This is a genomic window from Burkholderia crassaminum, from assembly GCF_964265005.1.
Classification (GTDB): domain Bacteria; phylum Pseudomonadota; class Gammaproteobacteria; order Burkholderiales; family Burkholderiaceae; genus Burkholderia.
On the sequence record NZ_OZ183799.1, the window covers coordinates 3170709 to 3188028 of the forward strand.

Consider the following 17320-nt stretch of genomic DNA (forward strand, 5'->3'; position numbering starts at 1 on the left):
CGCGCCGCCGCGCGAGCCGACCCTCCGGGCCCCGCCCGGAGCGCCGCCCGCAACGGAGCGCCAGCGCCACGAAGGCTCTTCATGCTTACGTTTCAGCAAATCATCCTGACGCTGCAGTCCTACTGGGACAAGCAGGGTTGCGCCCTGCTCCAGCCCATCGACATGGAAGTCGGCGCAGGCACGTCGCACGTCCACACATTCCTGCGCGCGATCGGCCCCGAGCCGTGGCGCGCCGCGTACGTGCAGCCGTCGCGCCGCCCGAAGGACGGCCGCTACGGCGAGAACCCGAACCGCCTGCAGCACTACTACCAGTACCAGGTCGTGCTCAAGCCGGCACCGGAAAACATCCTCGACCTGTACCTCGGCTCGCTCGCGGCGCTCGGCTTCGACCTGCAGCAGAACGACGTGCGCTTCGTCGAGGACGACTGGGAAAACCCGACGCTCGGCGCGTGGGGCCTCGGCTGGGAAGTGTGGCTGAACGGGATGGAAGTCACGCAGTTCACGTATTTCCAGCAGGTCGGCGGCCTCGACTGCAAGCCGGTGCTCGGCGAGATCACGTACGGCCTCGAGCGCCTCGCGATGTACCTGCAGAAGGTCGAGAACGTGTACGACCTCGTGTGGACGGAGTGGGAAGAGCAAGGCCCGAACGGCCCCGAGCTGCGCCGCCTGTCGTATGGCGACGTCTATCACCAGAACGAGGTCGAGCAGTCGACCTACAACTTCGAGCACGCGAACGTCGACCTGCTGTTCACGTTCTTCAACAGCTACGAAGCGGAAGCGAAGAAGATGATCGACGCGCAGCTTGCGCTGCCCGCGTACGAACTCGTGCTCAAGGCCGGCCACACGTTCAACCTGCTCGATGCGCGCGGCGCGATCTCGGTCACCGAACGCGCGGCGTACATCGGCCGCATCCGCGCGCTGTCGCGTCTCGTCGCACAGGCTTACTACGACTCGCGCGAGAAGCTCGGCTTCCCGATGCTCGGCAACCCGCCGGGCGTGCCGGGCCTCACCACCGACGCCCAGGACGCCGCACAGCCGGCGTGGGCGCCGCCGCTCAAGGTCGAACGCAAGATCGATCAGGACTGACGAGACGAGACTCATTCCAATCATGACGCACAATCATCCCGCCCCCCTGCTCGTCGAACTGCTGACCGAAGAGCTGCCGCCGAAGGCCCTCGCGCGCCTCGGCGACGCATTCGCCGAAGGCCTCGCGCAACGCCTCGCGGCACGCGACCTCGTCGAAGGCGAACTCGTGTTCGAACGCTATGCCACGCCGCGCCGCCTCGCTGTCGTCGTGCAGAACGTGCGCGCCGTCGCACCTGAAAAACAGGTCCGCGAAAAGGTCCTGCCCGTATCGGTCGCGCTCGACGCCGAAGGCAAGCCGACCGCCCCGCTCGCGAAGAAGCTCGCGGCGCTCGGCCACCCGAACCTGTCGATCGCCGATCTCGAGCGCGCGCAGGACGGCAAAGCCGAAGCGTTCTTCATCAACTATTCGGCAGCCGGTGCGACGCTCGCCGACGGCCTGCAGGCCGCGCTCGACGAAACGCTCGAGAAGCTGCCGATCCCGAAGGTGATGACCTACCAGCGCCCGGACGGCTCCGACGTGAAGTTCGTGCGCCCGGTGCATCGCCTGACGGTGCTGCACGACGATCGCATCGTGCCCGTCACCGCATTCGGCGTCGACGCCGGCGACACGACGCTCGGCCACCGCTTCCTGTCCGACGGCCTCGTCGCGATCCAGCATGCGCGCACGTACGCCGACACGCTGCGCGACAAAGGCCGCGTGATCGCGCATTTCGTCGATCGCCGTGAAACGATCCGCACGCAGCTGAACGAACACGCGAACGGCGATACCGTCGTGATGCCCGAAGCGCTGCTCGACGAAGTGACGTCGCTGGTCGAATGGCCAGTCGTCTACCCGTGCCGCTTCGAGGACGAATTCCTGCAGGTTCCGCAGGAATGCCTGATCCTCACGATGCAGACGAACCAGAAGTATTTCGCGCTGACCGACGTCGCCGGCAAGCTGCGCTCGCGCTTCCTGATCGTGTCGAACATCGAGACGAAGACGCCGGGCGAGATCATCGAAGGCAACGAGCGCGTCGTGCGCCCGCGCCTCGCCGATGCGAAGTTCTTCTTCGAGCAGGACAAGAAGAAGCCGCTCGCCGACCGCGTGCCGCAGCTCGCGAACGTCGTGTATCACAACAAGCTCGGTTCGGCGCTCGCGCGCGTCGAGCGCCTCGAGGCGCTGGCCGGCGAGATCGCGCCCGCGATCGGCGCCGATGCCGCGCTCGCGAAGCGCGCCGCGCGCCTCGCGAAGGCCGACCTGCTGACCGACATGGTCGGCGAGTTCCCGGAACTGCAGGGCACGATGGGCACGTACTACGCGCGCCACGACGGCGAAGCCGACGACGTCGCGCTCGCCTGCGCCGAGCACTACCAGCCGCGCTTCTCGGGCGACGCACTGCCGACCACGCCCGTGTCGACCGCCGTCGCGCTCGCCGACAAGCTCGAAACGATCGTCGGCATCTGGGGCATCGGCCTCGCGCCGACCGGCGAGAAGGATCCGTTCGCGCTGCGCCGCCACGCACTCGGCGTGCTGCGCCTGCTGCTCGAGAAGCAGTTGCCGGTCGATCTCGTGTCGCTGCTGCGCACGGCCCACGCGCGCTTCGAGGGCGTGCCGGGCGTCGCCGAGTCGACCGATGCGATCTTCGCGTTCTTCATGGATCGCCTGCGCGGCCTGCTGCGCGAGCGCGGCTATTCGGCCGGCGAAATCGATGCGGTGCTGAGCCTGAACCCGACGCGCGTCGACGATCTCGTCGCACGCCTCGACGCGGTGCGCGAATTCACGCGCCTCGCGGAAGCCGAAGCGCTCGCGGCCGCGAACAAGCGGATCTCGAACATCCTGAAGAAGTCGGAAGGCGGCGCGAACGGCACGGTGCAGCCGGCGCTGCTCGTCGAGGCCGCCGAGAAGGCGCTGCACGAACAGCTCACGGCCGTGACGCCGCACGTGCAGTCGCAGCTCGAGGCGCGTGCGTACACGGGCGCGCTGTCGGCGCTCGCCGCACTGCGCGCACCGGTCGACACGTTCTTCAACGACGTGATGGTCAACGCGGAAGATCCGGCACTGCGCGCGAACCGTCTCGCGCTGCTGTCCGCGCTGCACCAGCAGATGAACTGCGTCGCCGACATCTCGAAGCTCGCCGCATAAGGGCCGCACGATGCCGACCAGCCCCAACCGAAAGCTCGTCGTCCTCGACCGGGACGGCGTGATCAACGTCGATTCGGATGCGTTCATCAAGACGCCCGACGAATGGATCGCGCTGCCCGGCGCCCTCGAGGCGATCGCCCGGCTCAACCACGCGGGTTATCGCGTGGTCGTCGCGACCAACCAGTCCGGCATCGGTCGCGGGCTGTTCGACATGGCCACGCTCAACGAGATGCATCTGAAGATGCATCGCGCAGCGGCCGCGGTCGGCGCACGTATCGACGCCGTGTTCTTCTGCCCGCACACGGCCGAGGATCACTGCGACTGCCGCAAGCCGAAACCCGGCATGATGCAGATGATCGCCGAGCGCTTCGAGATCGATCCCGATCACACGCCGGTCGTCGGCGATTCGCTACGCGACCTGCAGGCCGGCGTCGCGGTCGGTTTCCGGCCGCACCTCGTGCTCACCGGCAAGGGCAAGAAGACGCTCGCCGCCGGCAACCTGCCGCCCGGCACGAAGGTCCACGATGACCTGCGCGCCTTCGCGCTCGATTTCCTTTCACACGAACACGAGTGATGCAGCCACCGCGCGCATCCTCCCTAACGCCAGACTTACGCCGATGCGCTTCGTCCGCTCCCTGCTGCTGCTGATCTACTTCATCCTGTACACGGTGCCGTACGCCACCGCGTGCTTCATCGCCTTTCCGTTCATGCGCCCCGACGCGCGCTACTGGATGGCGGCCGGCTGGTGCAAGTCCACGCTGTGGGTCGTGCGCTGGCTGAACGGCATCCGCTACCGGATCGAAGGCTACGAGAACCTGCCCGACGGCCCGGCCGTGCTGCTGTCGAAGCACCAGTCCGCGTGGGAGACGCTCGCGTTTCCGGCGCTGATGCCCAAGCCGCTCTGCTACGTGTTCAAGCGCGAGCTGCTGTACGTGCCGTTCTTCGGCTGGGCGCTCGGGCTGCTGCACATGGTCAACATCAACCGCAAGGAAGGCAAGAACGCGTTCGTGTCGGTGATCCGCCAGGGCAAGAAGCGCCTGTCGGAAGGCGCATGGATGATCATGTTCCCGGAAGGCACGCGCACGCCGGTCGGCAAGCAAGGCAAGTACAAGACGGGTGGCGCGCGCTTCGCGATCGAAACCGGCGCACCCGTCGTGCCGATCGCGCACAATGCAGGTCGGGTGTGGCCGCGCAACTCGTTCACGAAATTCCCGGGCGTCGTCACCGTGTCGATCGGCAAACCGATTCCCAGCGAGGGGCTGACGCCCGATGCATTGAACTCGCAGGTCGAAGCGTGGATCGAAGCGGAAATGCGCCGGATCGATCCGGATTCGTATCGCCAGGCGGGCAACGCCGGCACGCGCGATGCCGCGCGTGTCTGACGCCCCCAGGTTGCAGCCGTTGCGTACGACAAAAAGAAGCGAACTGATGAAACAGCGTCCGCGGCCACGGCCTGCCGTCGTGGCCCTCGATCATCGCCAGATGGATCTGCCGCTCTTCGACGGGCCGGCCGCCGCACCGTCGGCGCCCGCCACCCCGCCCGCACCGACCGAAGCGGCACCGGCCGCGCCGCTCGATCCGGGCCCGGCGCCCGACCGCTCGCGCGTGCGGACGTTCGCACTCGACAGCCGTGTGCTCGAATACCGCCTGAAGCGCTCGGCGCGCCGCACGATCGGCTTCACGATCGACGGCAGCGGGCTGTCGATCACCGCGCCGCGCTGGGTCACGCTCGCCGACATCGAAGCCGCGATCTCCGAGAAACAACGCTGGATCTTCGCGAAGCTCGCGGAGTGGAAGACGCGCACCGAACAGCGTGCGCTGCCGCAGATCGACTGGCGCGACGGCGCGCAGCTACCGTATCTCGGCAAGACGGTGACGATCGCGCTCGGCGCAGGCGCCGTCGCATTCGATGCCGATGCGCTGCGGCTCTCGCTGCCGCTGCCCGTGCAGGCCGACATGCAGCAGATCAAGGATCGCGTGCAGGGCTGGCTGCAGGGCGAAGCCAGGCGGATCTTCGGTGAACGCCTCGCGGTCTACGCGGAGAAGCTCGGCGTCACGTATGCGATGTACGCGCTGTCGTCGGCCGCGACGCGTTGGGGCAGCTGCTCCAGCGACGGCAAGATCCGCCTGAACTGGCGGCTGATCCATTTCCCGATGTCGATCGTCGACTACGTCGTCGCGCACGAGCTGTCGCACCTGCGCGAAATGAACCACAGCCCGGCCTTCTGGCAGACCGTCGAATCGATCTTCCCCGAGTTCCGCGAAGCGCGTCACACGCTCAAGCATCACCCGCCCGAGCTGCTGCCGTCGCTTTGACGCGCACGGCTTCGCCGCCAACGAAAAAGGGCGATGCGGGTAACCCGCACCGCCCTTTTTTGCGGCCGCGGCGCACATCGCACGCCGCGGCCCGGTTCATCCGGCGCTCAGTGCGCCTTCTTCTGGATGAACTCGATCTTGTAGCCATCCGGATCCTCGACGAACGCGATCACGGTCGTGCCGTGCTTCATCGGGCCCGCTTCGCGCGTGACCTTGCCGCCTTGCGCCTTGATCTTGTCGCAGGCCGCGTACGCGTCGTCGACTTCCAGCGCGAGGTGGCCGAAGCCGTTGCCGAGATCGTAGGCCGGCGTATCCCAGTTATGGGTCAGCTCGATCACGGTGCCCGTGCTTTCGTCCTCGTAGCCGACGAATGCGAGCGTGAACTTGCCTTCCGGATAGTCGTCGCGGCGCAGCACCTTCATGCCGAGCAATTCGGTGTAGAACTTGATCGAGCGGTCGAGATCGCCGACTCGCAGCATCGTATGCAGCAATCGCATGTGTTGTACTCCTGTGGGGACTTTCCAGAACCGGGAACTCTACCAGAGTCGGGTGAACTTCGCCGGGGGCGCCTAGCCGGGGGCGCCTAGCCGGGGGCGCCTAGCCGGGGGCGCCCAGCCGGGGGCGTCTGGCCGGAGCCCGGCCTATACGGCCCATCGGCACCGACCGGTGCAGGCGCAACGGCGCAAAACAGCACGATCCGGCTCGCCCGGCTACCGTGCCGATCGGGTAACATCCTTCCACCTCGCACCAAAAGCGGGCATGCGACACACCGCCCGAACGCGACCACCCACTCTTCCCTACCGCCACACTGCCGTGCGAAACCGCCGATTCGAGCGCGCCGGATGCGCCACCCTCCCGATCTCGCAGCCGCCGTACCGAACCGGCGAGGTTCGCCGATGAGCACGCTCGCCGCTGCCCCCGTGCGCCGCGCGCTCGACATGCGCGCTGTCGGCCTGATGCTGCTGCTGTGCGCGATCTGGGGCTTCCAGCAGGTCGCGATCAAGAGCACGAACGCCGCGATCGCGCCGATGTTCCAGGCCGGGCTGCGCTCGGTGATCGCGGCGGTGCTGCTGTGGGGCTGGGCCCGCTCGCGCGGTACGCCGCTGTTTCAGGCGGACGGCACGTTCGGTGCGGGCCTCGCGGCCGGTGCGCTGTTCGCCGGCGAATTCATCTGCGTGTTCTTCGGGCTGACGCTGACGAGCGCGTCGCACATGGCGATCTTCCTGTACACGGCACCGTGCTTCACCGCGCTCGGCCTGCACCTGTTCGCACCGGGCGAACGGCTGCAGCGTACGCAGTGGGCCGGTGTCGGCCTCGCGTTCGCCGGCATCGCCCTCGCGTTCGCGGACGGCTTCCTGAAGCCGCGCACCCCCGGCGCATCCGTGCTGGCCGGGCTCGCCGGCGACGCGCTCGGAATCCTCGGCGGCGCGATGTGGGCCGCGACGACCGTCGTCGTGCGCTCGACGGCGCTCGCGCGGGCGAGCGCGAGCAAGACGCTGTTCTACCAGCTCGCGGTATCGGCGGTCGTGCTGATCGCACTTGCCGCACTGTTCGGCCAGGTATCGTTCGCACACGTCACGCCGGTCGCGGTAGCGAGCCTCGCGTACCAGTCGGTGATCGTCGCGTTCGTCAGCTACCTGTCGTGGTTCTGGCTGCTGACGCGCTACAGCGCGTCGCGGTTGTCCGTCTTCACGTTCCTGTCGCCGCTCTTCGGCGTCGCGTTCGGCGTGCTGCTGCTCGGCGAATCGGTCGGCTGGCGCTTCATGTCCGCGGCCGCGCTCGTGCTGACCGGCATCGCACTCGTCAACGCGCCGCCACGCAGGCGCGCGTAACGCCGCCCGGTCGCGATCCGACATCGACGAAAACGGCGCGGGGAAAATGAAAAAGGCCGCCCGCCTGGGCAGCCTTGTGAACCTCGAGCCGGCGTGCGACACGCGCATGACGCGCGCGCTGCCGTTACTCTGCGGCCTTGCGCACCTTCGCCAGCGCCTGCGCCACGCCGACGTATTCGGCCACGCTCACATCCTCCGCACGGCGCGCTAGATCGAAGCCGAGCGCGTCGAAATCGATCGTCTCGCGATAGTCGCCGAGCGTATTGCGCAGCATCTTGCGGCGCTGCGAAAACGCGGCGGTGACGACTTCGCCGAGCAGCACGGGATCGACATCCGGCAGTTCGTGCGGCTCGTACGGAATCATCCGGACGATCGCCGAATCGACCTTCGGCGGCGGCTGGAACGATTCCGGCGGCACGTCGAGCATCTTTTCCATCACGTAGCGATACTGCAGCATCACCGACAGACGCGAAAACGCCTTCGTGCCCGGCTCCGCGACCATCCGTTCGACGACTTCGTTCTGCAGCATGAAATGCTGGTCGATGACCGCATCGGCGAACGTCATCAGGTGAAACAGCAGCGGGCTTGAAATGTTGTACGGCAGGTTGCCGACGATCCGCAGCGACGGCTTGTCGCCGGGTGCCGCGAGCGAACGGAAGTCGAACGCGAGCGCGTCGCCTGCGTGCAGTTCAAGCAGCGCGCCGAAGCGTTGCTGCAGGCGCCCGATCAGGTCACGGTCGAGCTCGACCGCATGCAGCGGCGCCTCGGGCGTCGCGAGACGCTCGATCAGCGGCCCGGTCAGCGCGCCGAGCCCGGGGCCGATCTCGACCATGCGCTGGCCGCGCGCGGGGCCGATCGTCGAGACGATCGAGTCGATCACGCCGTGATCGACGAGGAAGTTCTGCCCGAAGCGCTTGCGCGCGAAATGGCCTTGGTGCTGTCTGCTGTTCGACATCGACTGAGTAAAACGAAAAATACGACGAATGAGGGGAAGCCGGGCCGCGTCAGGCCGTGCGGCGGTGGCGCGCCATCGTGACGGCCGTGTCGAGCGCCGCGATCATGCTGCCCGGATCAGCGCGGCCCGTGCCGGCCAGATCGAGTGCCGTGCCGTGATCGACCGACGTGCGAATGATCGGCAGCCCGAGCGTCACGTTGATGCCCTCGCCGAACGTCGCATACTTCAGCACGGGCAGACCCTGGTCATGGAACATCGCGAGCACGCAATCGGCATCGGCGAGATGGCGCGGCTGGAACAGCGTGTCGGCCGGATACGGGCCGCGCGCGTCGATGCCCTGCGCGTTCGCGCGGGCCAGCGCCGGCGAGATCACGTCGATCTCCTCGCGGCCGAGATAACCGTTCTCGCCCGCGTGCGGGTTCAGGCCCGTCACGAGAATGCGCGGCGCGGCCAGACCGAAGTCGCGCCGCAGGTCGCGATCGATGATCGCGAGCGTCTCGACGAGCCCGTCGATCGTCAGCGCGGCCGACACGTCCTTCAGCGGCAGGTGCGTGGTCGCGAGCGCGACGCGCAGCGGCTGGTGGCCGGTACCGGCCAGCATCATCACGACACGCGGCGTATGCGTGCGCTCCGCCAGGTATTCGGTATGGCCGGTGAACGGCACGCCCGCATCGTTGATCGTGCTCTTCTGCAGCGGCGCGGTGACGATCGCGTCGTACCGGCCGGCCAACGCGCCGTCGATCGCCGCGTCGAGCAGCCCGAGCACGTACGGGCCGTTCGCCGCGTCCAGCTTGCCCGCCTGCGCGGGCACGGCGAGCGCGTGATGCGCGACCGACACCGGCCCGCTGCCGGCCAGCGTGGCCCGGTCGGCGCCGACGGCCGCCGCACGCGCGTCAAGCAGCGCCGCATCGCCGAGCACGGTGAAATGCGCGTCGGGCCAACGCTGCGCGGCATCACGCAGCGCCTGCACGGTCAGTTCCGGGCCGACCCCTGCGGGTTCGCCGGTCGTGATCGCGATCTGCAGCGCGGGCGTGGTCATCTGAAGCTCGCTCAGTTCGCCGGGCCGACGCCGCCGATCTTGTACTGCACGTACGACGAATCACGCAGCTCGCGCAGCCAGTCGGCATAAGCCTGCTCGGCCTTGCGCTGGCCGATCGCCTGACGCGCGATATCCATCTGCTGCTGCACCGAACCTTCCGCGTCGCGGCGGCTCAGCACCTGGATCAGGTGATAGCCGTACTCGGTACGGATCGGCTGGCTGATCTGGCCGTCCTGCAGGTTGTTCATTGCGCGCTCGAATTCCGGCACGGTCTCGCCCGGGCTGATCCAGCCGAGATCGCCGCCCTGCGACGCAGAACCGTCCTGCGAGTAGGTGCGCGCGAACTTCGCGAAATCGCCGCCGGCCTCGACCTGGCTGCGGATATCGGCGAGTTGCTGGCGCGCCTGGCCTTCCGACTTGCCTTCGCCCACGCGCAACAGGATGTGGCGCACGTGCGTCTGGACGATCTTCGGTGCCGCGGCGGACGCGCCCTGGCTCTGGCGACGATCGACGAGACGCACGATCTCGAAGCCGTCCGGCACGCGGATCAGCGTCGGGTTGACCTGGCCCGGACGCAGCTTCGATGCGGCGTCGACGACGTCGGCCGGCAGCGCGCTCGGCGACTTGAAGCCGAGGTCACCGCCCTTCTTTGCGTCGTTCGCTTCCGAATTGTTCTTCGCGAGCTTCTCGAAATCGGCACCCGACTTCGCCTGCTGCAGCAACGCGTCAGCCTTCTTCTGCGCGGCTTCGATGTCGGCCTGCGGCGCGTTGGTCGGTGCCTTGATGAAGATGTGCTGGAAGCGCAGATCCTGCTGCTGCGACGCGCTCGGCCCGCGCTGGCTCGCGATGTAGTTCGCGACCTCGGCGTCCGACACGGTGATCTTGCCGTCGACCTCGCGCTCGCGCAGCTTCGACAGCATCAGTTCGGTGCGTGCGTCGCTCGTGAAGATGCTCCAGGGCACGCCTTGCGCCTCGAGACGTGCGCGGTACTGGTCGAGCGTCATGCCGTTCGCCTGCGCGAGACGCTGCAGCGTGGACTGCACCGTCGCATCGTCGATGCGGATCCCGTCGTCCTTGGCCTTCTGCACCTGGATACGCTCGAGCACCATCTGGTTCAGCACCTGCGCGCGAAGCTGGTCGGTCGGCGGCACGGGTGCGTTCTGCTGCTGCAGCCGGCGCGCGATCAGGCCGGCGCGCTGGTCGAGTTCGCGGCCCGTGATCACGTCGTTGTTGACGACCGCGACGACTTCGTCGGCGAGCTGCGCACCTTGCGAACCGAGCGCCTGCGCCGCGGCCGGCGCGGCGGCGAGCAGCGCGGCGGCCGCAGCGAGACTGGACACGACTGCCGCGAAACGAAGGGTTTTCTTCATTGCCACTGGAACTCCATTGAAATCGTGCTGACCGGTGCAGACAAGCCGGCGTTACTCGTAGTTGCTGAAGCGGGACATCGGCGGCGGCGGCGGCGGCAGCGGCGTGTAGCCCGGCACCCCGGCGCGGAATGCGGACACGAGGCCGTTGTCGACGGTCGACAGGCCCTTGAGCGTCAACTGCATCATGAAGCGCGTCGACGAGTTCTGCTGTCCCGACGAATTGATGCCGTTCGCAGCCCGCTGCACCCCGACCCCGAGCGCCCAGCAATCCGCGTCGTATTGTAAGCCGACCAGACCGTCGACCACGCGATCGCCGGCGAGGTCGTAGTTGAAGCGGCCGATCGCATACAGGCGGCGCGTGAGCGGCCATTGCGCGGACACCAGGAACTGGTTGATCGGCTGGTTGTCGAGCGTGGTGTTCGAACGCGTATAGCGGTAGCCGACGTTGATCACGCGGCGCTCGCCCGGGCTGTAGCCGAAACCGACGCTCGACTTCACGAGCTGGTTGTTGTTCTGGTTGTACTGGAACGCCGTCTCGGACATGAAACCCGAGCCGAGCTTCAGCGCGGCGCCGACGATCAGGTCCGAGTGGCGCGCCAGCACGGCGCTCTGGCCGGAATTCAGCGTGACGCGCTGATCGGCGAAGTAGTACTGCTGCGCGATCACGAAACGCGCGCGCTCGTCGCCGGTGCGCGGATCGATGAAGCGCGACGTCAGGCCGGCCGTGATCCGGTTCGCATCGGCGATCCGGTCGTTGCCGACGAACGTGTTCGGCTGGTAGATCTCCGCAAGGCCGAAGTCCGATTCCGCGGTGTCGAACAGCGGTGCGTTCGACTGGTCGCGATACGGCGTGTACACGTAGTACAGGCGCGGCTCGAGGGTCTGGATGAAGTCCTGCCCGAACAGGCGCACCGAGCGGTCGAAGATCAGGCCCGAATCGAAGCTCACGGTCGGGATCGACTCGGTGAAGCGCTTCGGGCTGTTCGGCGTGGTCGACGACAGGTAGTTCAGGTCGTACGACGCGAAGTGGTACTGGACCTTCGGCACGACGAAGTAGCCGGGGCCGTACACGCCGTACGCGATATACGGGTTGAAGACGATCCGGTCGCCCTGGGTCGCATCGGCCGTCGTGATGCGGAACCGCGAATAGTCGGCTTCCGCGCCGAAGTCGAAGCCGCCGACGTTGTACTTCGTGTACTTCACGTTCAACTGCGGCTCGCGGCTGTACGGCGCGATCGACGGCGGCAGCGTCTGCCAGTGCTGGTAGCGCGCGAGCACCGACCACGGGCCGTTGTTGTACGTGAGGCCCGCTTCCTGCTGGTACAGCGTCTGCGTCCCGTTGATGAACTGGTTCATCGACCCAAGGTCTTCGGGATACAGATTGTCCGAGACCTTGTTGTAGTAGACGTAGCCGCCGAAGCCGCCGCCGAAGTTCTGCTGGTGCTGCCAGTAGATCGCGTAGCGGTTGCGGTGCGCAAGCCGGTCATCCGGCAGGTAATTGGCCGTAAACGTGCCCGAATACGACGGCGACAGGTAGCGGAACGTCGCTTCCATCATCGCGCCGCGCCGCGAGATGATGCGCGGCGTGAGCGTCAGGTCGCGGTTCGGCGCAATGTTGAAGTAGTACGGCAGCGTCAGCTCGAAGCCGTTGCTCGAGTTCATCGAGAACGTCGGCGGCAGCAGGCCGCTGCGCCGGTCGCCCGACAGCGGGAACGTCATCCACGGGCTCGCGAAGATCGGCACGCCCTGGAAGAACAGCACGCCGTTGCGCGCGGTGCCTTCGTCGGCGCCCGTGTCGAAGTCGAAGCGGCTGCCCTTGATGTACCACGCGGGGTTCGTCGAGCACTGGCACGCGGTGTAGGTGCCGTTGACGAACACCGAGCGCTCGTTGTCGACCATGTCGACGCGCTCGGCGCTGCCCGAGCCGCCCGTCATGTTGAAGTGGTACTTCGGCGCCGTCATGAAGCCCTGGTTCGCCTCGATCTTCAGGTGCGCCTCGGGGCCCACGAACGACGTGCCGGAATTGTTCACCCGGACCTGGCCGTACGCATCGGCCATGTCGGTATCCTGATCGTAGTGGATCGCGTCGGCCTTCACGACGGCGTCGCCACGCCGCAACTCGGCGGAGCCCTTCGCGGCAAGATCCTGCTCGGCCGTGCCGCTCGTGTGGTCGGCGATCACGAAGGTGGCCGGCTTCGCGCCGTCCTTCAGCGGACGATCCTCGAGCTGGGGCGCGAGACGCAGATCCCACGGCGAGTCGAGCGGCTGCGGCTGCGCGGCCGCGCCCGACAGCTGCGCGTACGACACGGCCGGCACGAGGCCGGGCACGGCCAGGAGCGCGAGCGCGAGCCGCCGTTTGCGCGGCGCCCCGTCACCGGGGAAAACATTCGGGAATAGCGGTTTGGGCGGCATCTATCGTTTGGCGAATCGCCCCTTGTCAACCGCGCCGTCGCGGCACATTCGCGCACGGCGGGCCGCGCCGTCGCACCGCGACTGCGGCTGAGCGCAAACCGGGGAGGCGATCGGGTGACGGCGCGACAGGCGGCGGGCCTGCACGGCGGAAAGCTGACGCGGGGCGCGTCAAAAAAGTCGTGGGGTATTATATGGCAAGACGTTCCCCCCTCCTCCGAGTTTCATGACGCCCCCATCCGCCGCATCCCAGCCCGACGCCCGCCTCGAAGCGCTCACCGCGTGGCTGCACCCGCTTGCCGAACGCTACGCGCTCGACCTGTCGACCCTCGCGCCCGCGTCGTCGGACGCCAGTTTCCGCCGCTATTTCCGTATCGCATCGGCCACGAGCGCCGGCGGCACGCTGATCGCCGTCGACGCGCCGCCGCCCGAGAAGTGCCGTGAATTCGTCCAGGTCGCGCAGCTGCTCGACGCGGCCGGCGACCACGTGCCGGAAGTTCTGGCCCACGATTTCGACGCGGGCTTCATGCTCGTGACCGATCTCGGCCGCACGTCGTACATCTCGGTGCTCGATCCGGCCGACCCGGCCGCCGCAAAGCCGCTGATGCGCGCGGCGCTCGACGCGCTGATCCGCTTCCAGCTCAGGTCGTTGCCCGACGTGCTGCCGCCGTTCGACGAGGCCTTCCTGCGCCGCGAGATGGAGCTGATGCCCGAATGGTTCGTCGGCCGCCACCTCGGCAAGCCCGTCACCGACGCGATGCGCGGCACGCTCGACCGCACCTTCGCGCTGCTGGTCGCCAGCGCGCACGCGCAGCCGCAGGGTTTCATGCTGCGCGACTTCATGCCGCGCAACCTGATGGTGTGCGAGCCGAATCCGGGCATCCTCGATTTCCAGGACGCCGTCTACGGGCCGCTGACGTACGACGTCGTGTCGCTGCTGCGCGACGCCTTCATCAGCTGGGACGAGGAGTTCGAGCTCGACTGCTTCGCGTACTACTGGGAAAAGGCGAAAAAGGCCGGCCTGCCGGTCGATCCCGATTTCGGCGAGTTCTACCGCCAGCTCGAATGGATCGGGCTGCAGCGCCACATCAAGGTGCTCGGCCTGTTCGCGCGGATCAACTACCGCGACGGCAAGCCGCATTACCTGAACGACCTGCCGCGCTTCATCACGTATGCGCGCAAGGTCGCGCTGCGCTACCGCCCGCTCGTGCCGTTCGCGAAGCTGCTCGACGAGCTCGAGGGCAACGCGCCGGCCGACGTCGGCTATACGTTCTGACTGCCCCATAGCGCCCTGATACCCGGCCGAACATGAGCACTACCCTGACCACGGCGATGATTTTCGCCGCCGGGCGCGGCGAACGGATGCGCCCGCTCACCGACACCCGCCCGAAGCCGCTCCTCGAAGCGGGCGGCAAGCCGCTGATCGTGTGGCAGATCGAAGCGCTCGCGCGCGCGGGCATCGAGACGATCGTGATCAACCATGCATGGCTCGGCGAACAGATCGAGGCCGCGCTCGGCGACGGTTCGCGCTGGGGCGTGCGGCTTGCGTATTCGGCCGAGGGCGAGGCACTGGAAACCGCGGGCGGCATCGCGCAGGCGTTGCCGCGGCTCGAGCGCGACGGGCAACCGGTCGTGTTCGCGGCGGTCAGCGGCGACGTGTACTGCGCGTTCGACTACCGGACGCTCGCGCCGCGCGCTGCCCGGATGGCCGCGCTCGACTCGCCGGCGATGCACCTCGTGATGGTGCCGAACCCGCCGTTCCACCCGGCCGGTGACTTCGCGCTCGGCGACGACGGCCGCCTGGCGCTCGACGGCGCCGCGCGCTTCACGTTCGGCAACATCGGCCTGTACGACACGCGGATGTTCCGCGATCTCGCGCCCGGCACGCGGCGCGCGCTGACGCCGTACTATCGCGCGACGATCGAAGCCGGTCGTGCGACCGGCGAATTGTACGAAGGGATCTGGGAAAACGTCGGCACGCCCGCGCAGCTCGGCGAACTCGACGCGCGGCTGCGCGCGGCGAGCTGATCGCGTCGCGGCCGAGCGGCGGTTCGGCGGCCGATGCCCTGACAGGCCGATGACTGCCCGGCGGTTGGGCGGCGGACCCATCCGGGATCAAATATCGCGGACGCTCCGCCAAGTCACCCGGCCGTGACGGCACCGCACCGCGTCGGCGGCACCCTCGCTTAAGCGGCCTCGGCCTCTTCCCCGCCCGCCGCCGCGCGCTGCTGCTGCAGCGCCCACATCTGCGCATACAACCCGTCGGCGCGCACGAGTTCGTCGTGCGTGCCGCGCTCGACGATCCGCCCGTGATCCATCACGAGGATCTGCTGCGCGTGCACGACCGTCGACAGCCGGTGCGCGATCACGAGCGTCGTGCGATGCCGCGCGATCTGGTCGAGCTCATGCTGGATTGCTCGCTCCGAGCGCGAATCGAGCGCCGACGTCGCCTCGTCGAACAGCAGCACCGGCGGATCCTTCAACAGCGTGCGCGCGATCGCGACGCGCTGCTTCTCGCCGCCCGACAGTTTCAGCCCACGCTCGCCGACCGGCGTGTCGTAACCCTTCGGCAAGCTTTCGATGAAATCGTGGATGTGCGCGGCGCGCGCGGCCGCGATCACCTCGTCGCGGGTCGCGGTCGGCCGGCCGTACGCGATGTTGTAGTAGATCGAGTCGTTGAACAGCACGGTGTCCTGCGGCACGATCCCGATCGAAGCGCGCAGCGAGTCCTGCGTGACGTCGCGGATGTCCTGGCCGTCGATCCGGATTGCGCCGCCCGCCTGCCGGTCGAGATCGTAGAAACGGAACAGCAGCCGCGACAGCGTCGACTTCCCCGAGCCACTGTGGCCGACCACCGCGGTCGTCGTGCCCGCGTCGATCGTGAACGACACGTCGTGCAGGATCTGCCGCGCCGGCTCGTAGGCGAAATTCACGTGCTCGAAGCGCACCTGCGCGCCGGCGACCGCGAGCGGCCGAGCATCGGGCAGGTCGGCCACTTCCTTCGCGGACGACAGCAGCCCGAACATCCGGTCCATGTCGGTGAGGCTCTGCTTCAGCTCGCGATAGACGACGCCGAGGAAGTTCAGCGGAATGTACAGCTGCAGCATGAACGTGTTGATCAGCACCAGATCGCCGAGCGTCAGCTTGCCCGCGAGCACGCCCTGCGTCGCGCGCCACAGGATGAACACGAGCCCCGTACCGATGATCGCCTGTTGGCCGAAGTTCAGCACCGACAGCGAATTCTGCGAACGGATCGCGGCCTTGCGGTAGCGCTTCAGGTTCTCGTCGTAGCGCTGCGCTTCCCACTCCTCGTTGCCGAAATACTTGACCGTCTCGTAGTTGATCAGCGAATCGATCGCCCGCGAGTTCGCGCGCGAATCGAGTTCGTTCATCGTGCGGCGGAAATGCGTGCGCCAGTTGGTGACCTTCACCGTGAACACGATGTACGTGACCAGCGCCGCGAACGTCACGTACGCGTAATAGGCCTCGTACTTGACCACGAAGAAGCCGAGCACGAGCCCGACTTCGACGAGCGTCGGCAGGATGCTGTACAGCGAATATGAAATCAGCTGCTGGATGCCGCGCGTGCCGCGCTCGATGTCTCGCGACATGCCGCCCGTCTGGCGCTCCAGGTGAAACCGCAGCGACAGTCCGTGCAGGTGCCGGAATACCTGCAGCGCAAGCTGGCGTACCGCGCTCTCGGTGACCTTCGAGAACAGGATCTCGCGCAGCTCGGTGAACAGCGACGTCGACAGCCGCACGAACGCATACGCGACGACCAGCAGCCCGACGCCGCCCGCGAGCACGATGCCGGCCGACTGTTCGGCGCGGCCGAGCGCGGTGATCTGCTGGACGTAGGACAGGTGGTCGACGATGCGCTTCATCACGACCGGCACGCCGAGGTTCGCAACCTTCGCGCCGATCAGGCAGGCGAGCGCGAGCGCGACGCGCCATTTGTAGGTGGTCAGGTACGGCAGCAGCGACCGGATGGTCTGCCAGTCGTTGCGGGGCCCGGTCGAAGCCGGCGCGGGCTCGCCGGAAGCAGGAAATCGGCGCATGGGGGGAAGGATCGGCGGCAGTGCCGGGCGCGTGCATCTGCGGCCGGCTCGCTCACTTTCTCGTACAATTTGCGAACGTTGTATTGTCGCAGAAGCCGCTTCGCGCCGCTGCCGGCGCCTTCGCCGGCCGGAC

At 67.6% G+C, this 17320-nt stretch carries 14 protein-coding genes; 8 read left to right on the forward strand and 6 right to left on the reverse strand.

The genetic code is table 11. From position 1 onward, the window contains the following. Positions 1-81 precede the first annotated feature (81 nt). The 5 genes from glyQ to ACPTTF_RS14740 are packed head-to-tail and all read left to right on the forward strand — an operon-like array spanning position 82 to position 5524. Positions 82-1086, forward strand: a complete 1005-nt coding sequence (glyQ, locus tag ACPTTF_RS14720) for a glycine--tRNA ligase subunit alpha (RefSeq protein ID WP_166963521.1) — start codon at positions 82-84, stop codon at positions 1084-1086. Between the two features lie 22 nt (positions 1087-1108). Next, on the forward strand, positions 1109-3208 hold the full coding sequence (gene glyS / locus ACPTTF_RS14725; protein ID WP_423371573.1) for a glycine--tRNA ligase subunit beta: 2100 nt from the start codon (positions 1109-1111) through the stop codon (positions 3206-3208). 10 nt (positions 3209-3218) lie between these two features. Continuing rightward, a complete protein-coding gene (gene gmhB / locus ACPTTF_RS14730) occupies positions 3219-3782 on the forward strand; it encodes a D-glycero-beta-D-manno-heptose 1,7-bisphosphate 7-phosphatase (protein ID WP_166963525.1) in 564 nt (187 codons plus the stop codon). 43 nt (positions 3783-3825) lie between these two features. Beyond that, complete coding sequence (locus ACPTTF_RS14735) at positions 3826-4590, forward strand: lysophospholipid acyltransferase family protein (RefSeq protein WP_423371574.1); 765 nt, start codon at positions 3826-3828, stop codon at positions 4588-4590. A gap of 46 nt (positions 4591-4636) precedes the next feature. Further along, complete coding sequence (locus ACPTTF_RS14740; RefSeq protein WP_166963529.1) at positions 4637-5524, forward strand: M48 family metallopeptidase; 888 nt, start codon at positions 4637-4639, stop codon at positions 5522-5524. A 107-nt stretch (positions 5525-5631) separates the two neighbouring features. Here the strand turns inward: ACPTTF_RS14740 and gloA are convergent, their stop codons facing one another. Further along, positions 5632-6021 carry a lactoylglutathione lyase gene (gloA, locus tag ACPTTF_RS14745; RefSeq protein ID WP_166963531.1) on the reverse strand — a complete coding sequence of 130 codons (390 nt, stop codon included), beginning with the start codon at positions 6019-6021 and terminating at the stop codon, positions 5632-5634. Between the two features lie 399 nt (positions 6022-6420). Here gloA and ACPTTF_RS14750 point away from each other — a divergent pair, with 399 nt between their 5' ends. Then, positions 6421-7356: a DMT family transporter gene (locus tag ACPTTF_RS14750; protein WP_166963533.1), complete on the forward strand. Its 936-nt coding sequence runs from the start codon at positions 6421-6423 to the stop codon at positions 7354-7356. A gap of 124 nt (positions 7357-7480) precedes the next feature. On the opposite strand, the gene rsmA is transcribed toward ACPTTF_RS14750, so the two are convergent. From rsmA to ACPTTF_RS14770, 4 genes are read right to left on the reverse strand one after another with little or no spacing between them, the layout of a single operon-like run. Next, complete coding sequence (gene rsmA / locus ACPTTF_RS14755) at positions 7481-8311, reverse strand: 16S rRNA (adenine(1518)-N(6)/adenine(1519)-N(6))-dimethyltransferase RsmA (RefSeq protein ID WP_423371575.1); 831 nt, start codon at positions 8309-8311, stop codon at positions 7481-7483. 49 nt (positions 8312-8360) lie between these two features. Then, on the reverse strand, positions 8361-9350 hold the full coding sequence (gene pdxA / locus ACPTTF_RS14760; RefSeq protein WP_423371576.1) for a 4-hydroxythreonine-4-phosphate dehydrogenase PdxA: 990 nt from the start codon (positions 9348-9350) through the stop codon (positions 8361-8363). 11 nt (positions 9351-9361) lie between these two features. After that, the gene (locus ACPTTF_RS14765; protein ID WP_166963539.1) at positions 9362-10720 is read right to left on the reverse strand and encodes a peptidylprolyl isomerase; all 1359 of its coding nucleotides are present in this window, start codon (positions 10718-10720) and stop codon (positions 9362-9364) included. Between the two features lie 51 nt (positions 10721-10771). Then, a complete protein-coding gene (locus ACPTTF_RS14770; RefSeq protein ID WP_423371577.1) occupies positions 10772-13132 on the reverse strand; it encodes an LPS-assembly protein LptD in 2361 nt (786 codons plus the stop codon). A 223-nt stretch (positions 13133-13355) separates the two neighbouring features. Between ACPTTF_RS14770 and ACPTTF_RS14775 the strand changes: the two genes are divergently transcribed. Together ACPTTF_RS14775 and murU are read left to right on the forward strand one after the other, a co-directional pair. After that, on the forward strand, positions 13356-14405 hold the full coding sequence (locus ACPTTF_RS14775) for an aminoglycoside phosphotransferase family protein (protein WP_423371578.1): 1050 nt from the start codon (positions 13356-13358) through the stop codon (positions 14403-14405). Between the two features lie 32 nt (positions 14406-14437). Beyond that, a complete protein-coding gene (murU, locus tag ACPTTF_RS14780; RefSeq protein ID WP_423371579.1) occupies positions 14438-15157 on the forward strand; it encodes an N-acetylmuramate alpha-1-phosphate uridylyltransferase MurU in 720 nt (239 codons plus the stop codon). 158 nt (positions 15158-15315) lie between these two features. Here the strand turns inward: murU and ACPTTF_RS14785 are convergent, their stop codons facing one another. Next, on the reverse strand, positions 15316-17187 hold the full coding sequence (locus ACPTTF_RS14785) for an ABCB family ABC transporter ATP-binding protein/permease (RefSeq protein ID WP_166963547.1): 1872 nt from the start codon (positions 17185-17187) through the stop codon (positions 15316-15318). Positions 17188-17320: the final 133 nt, after the last annotated feature.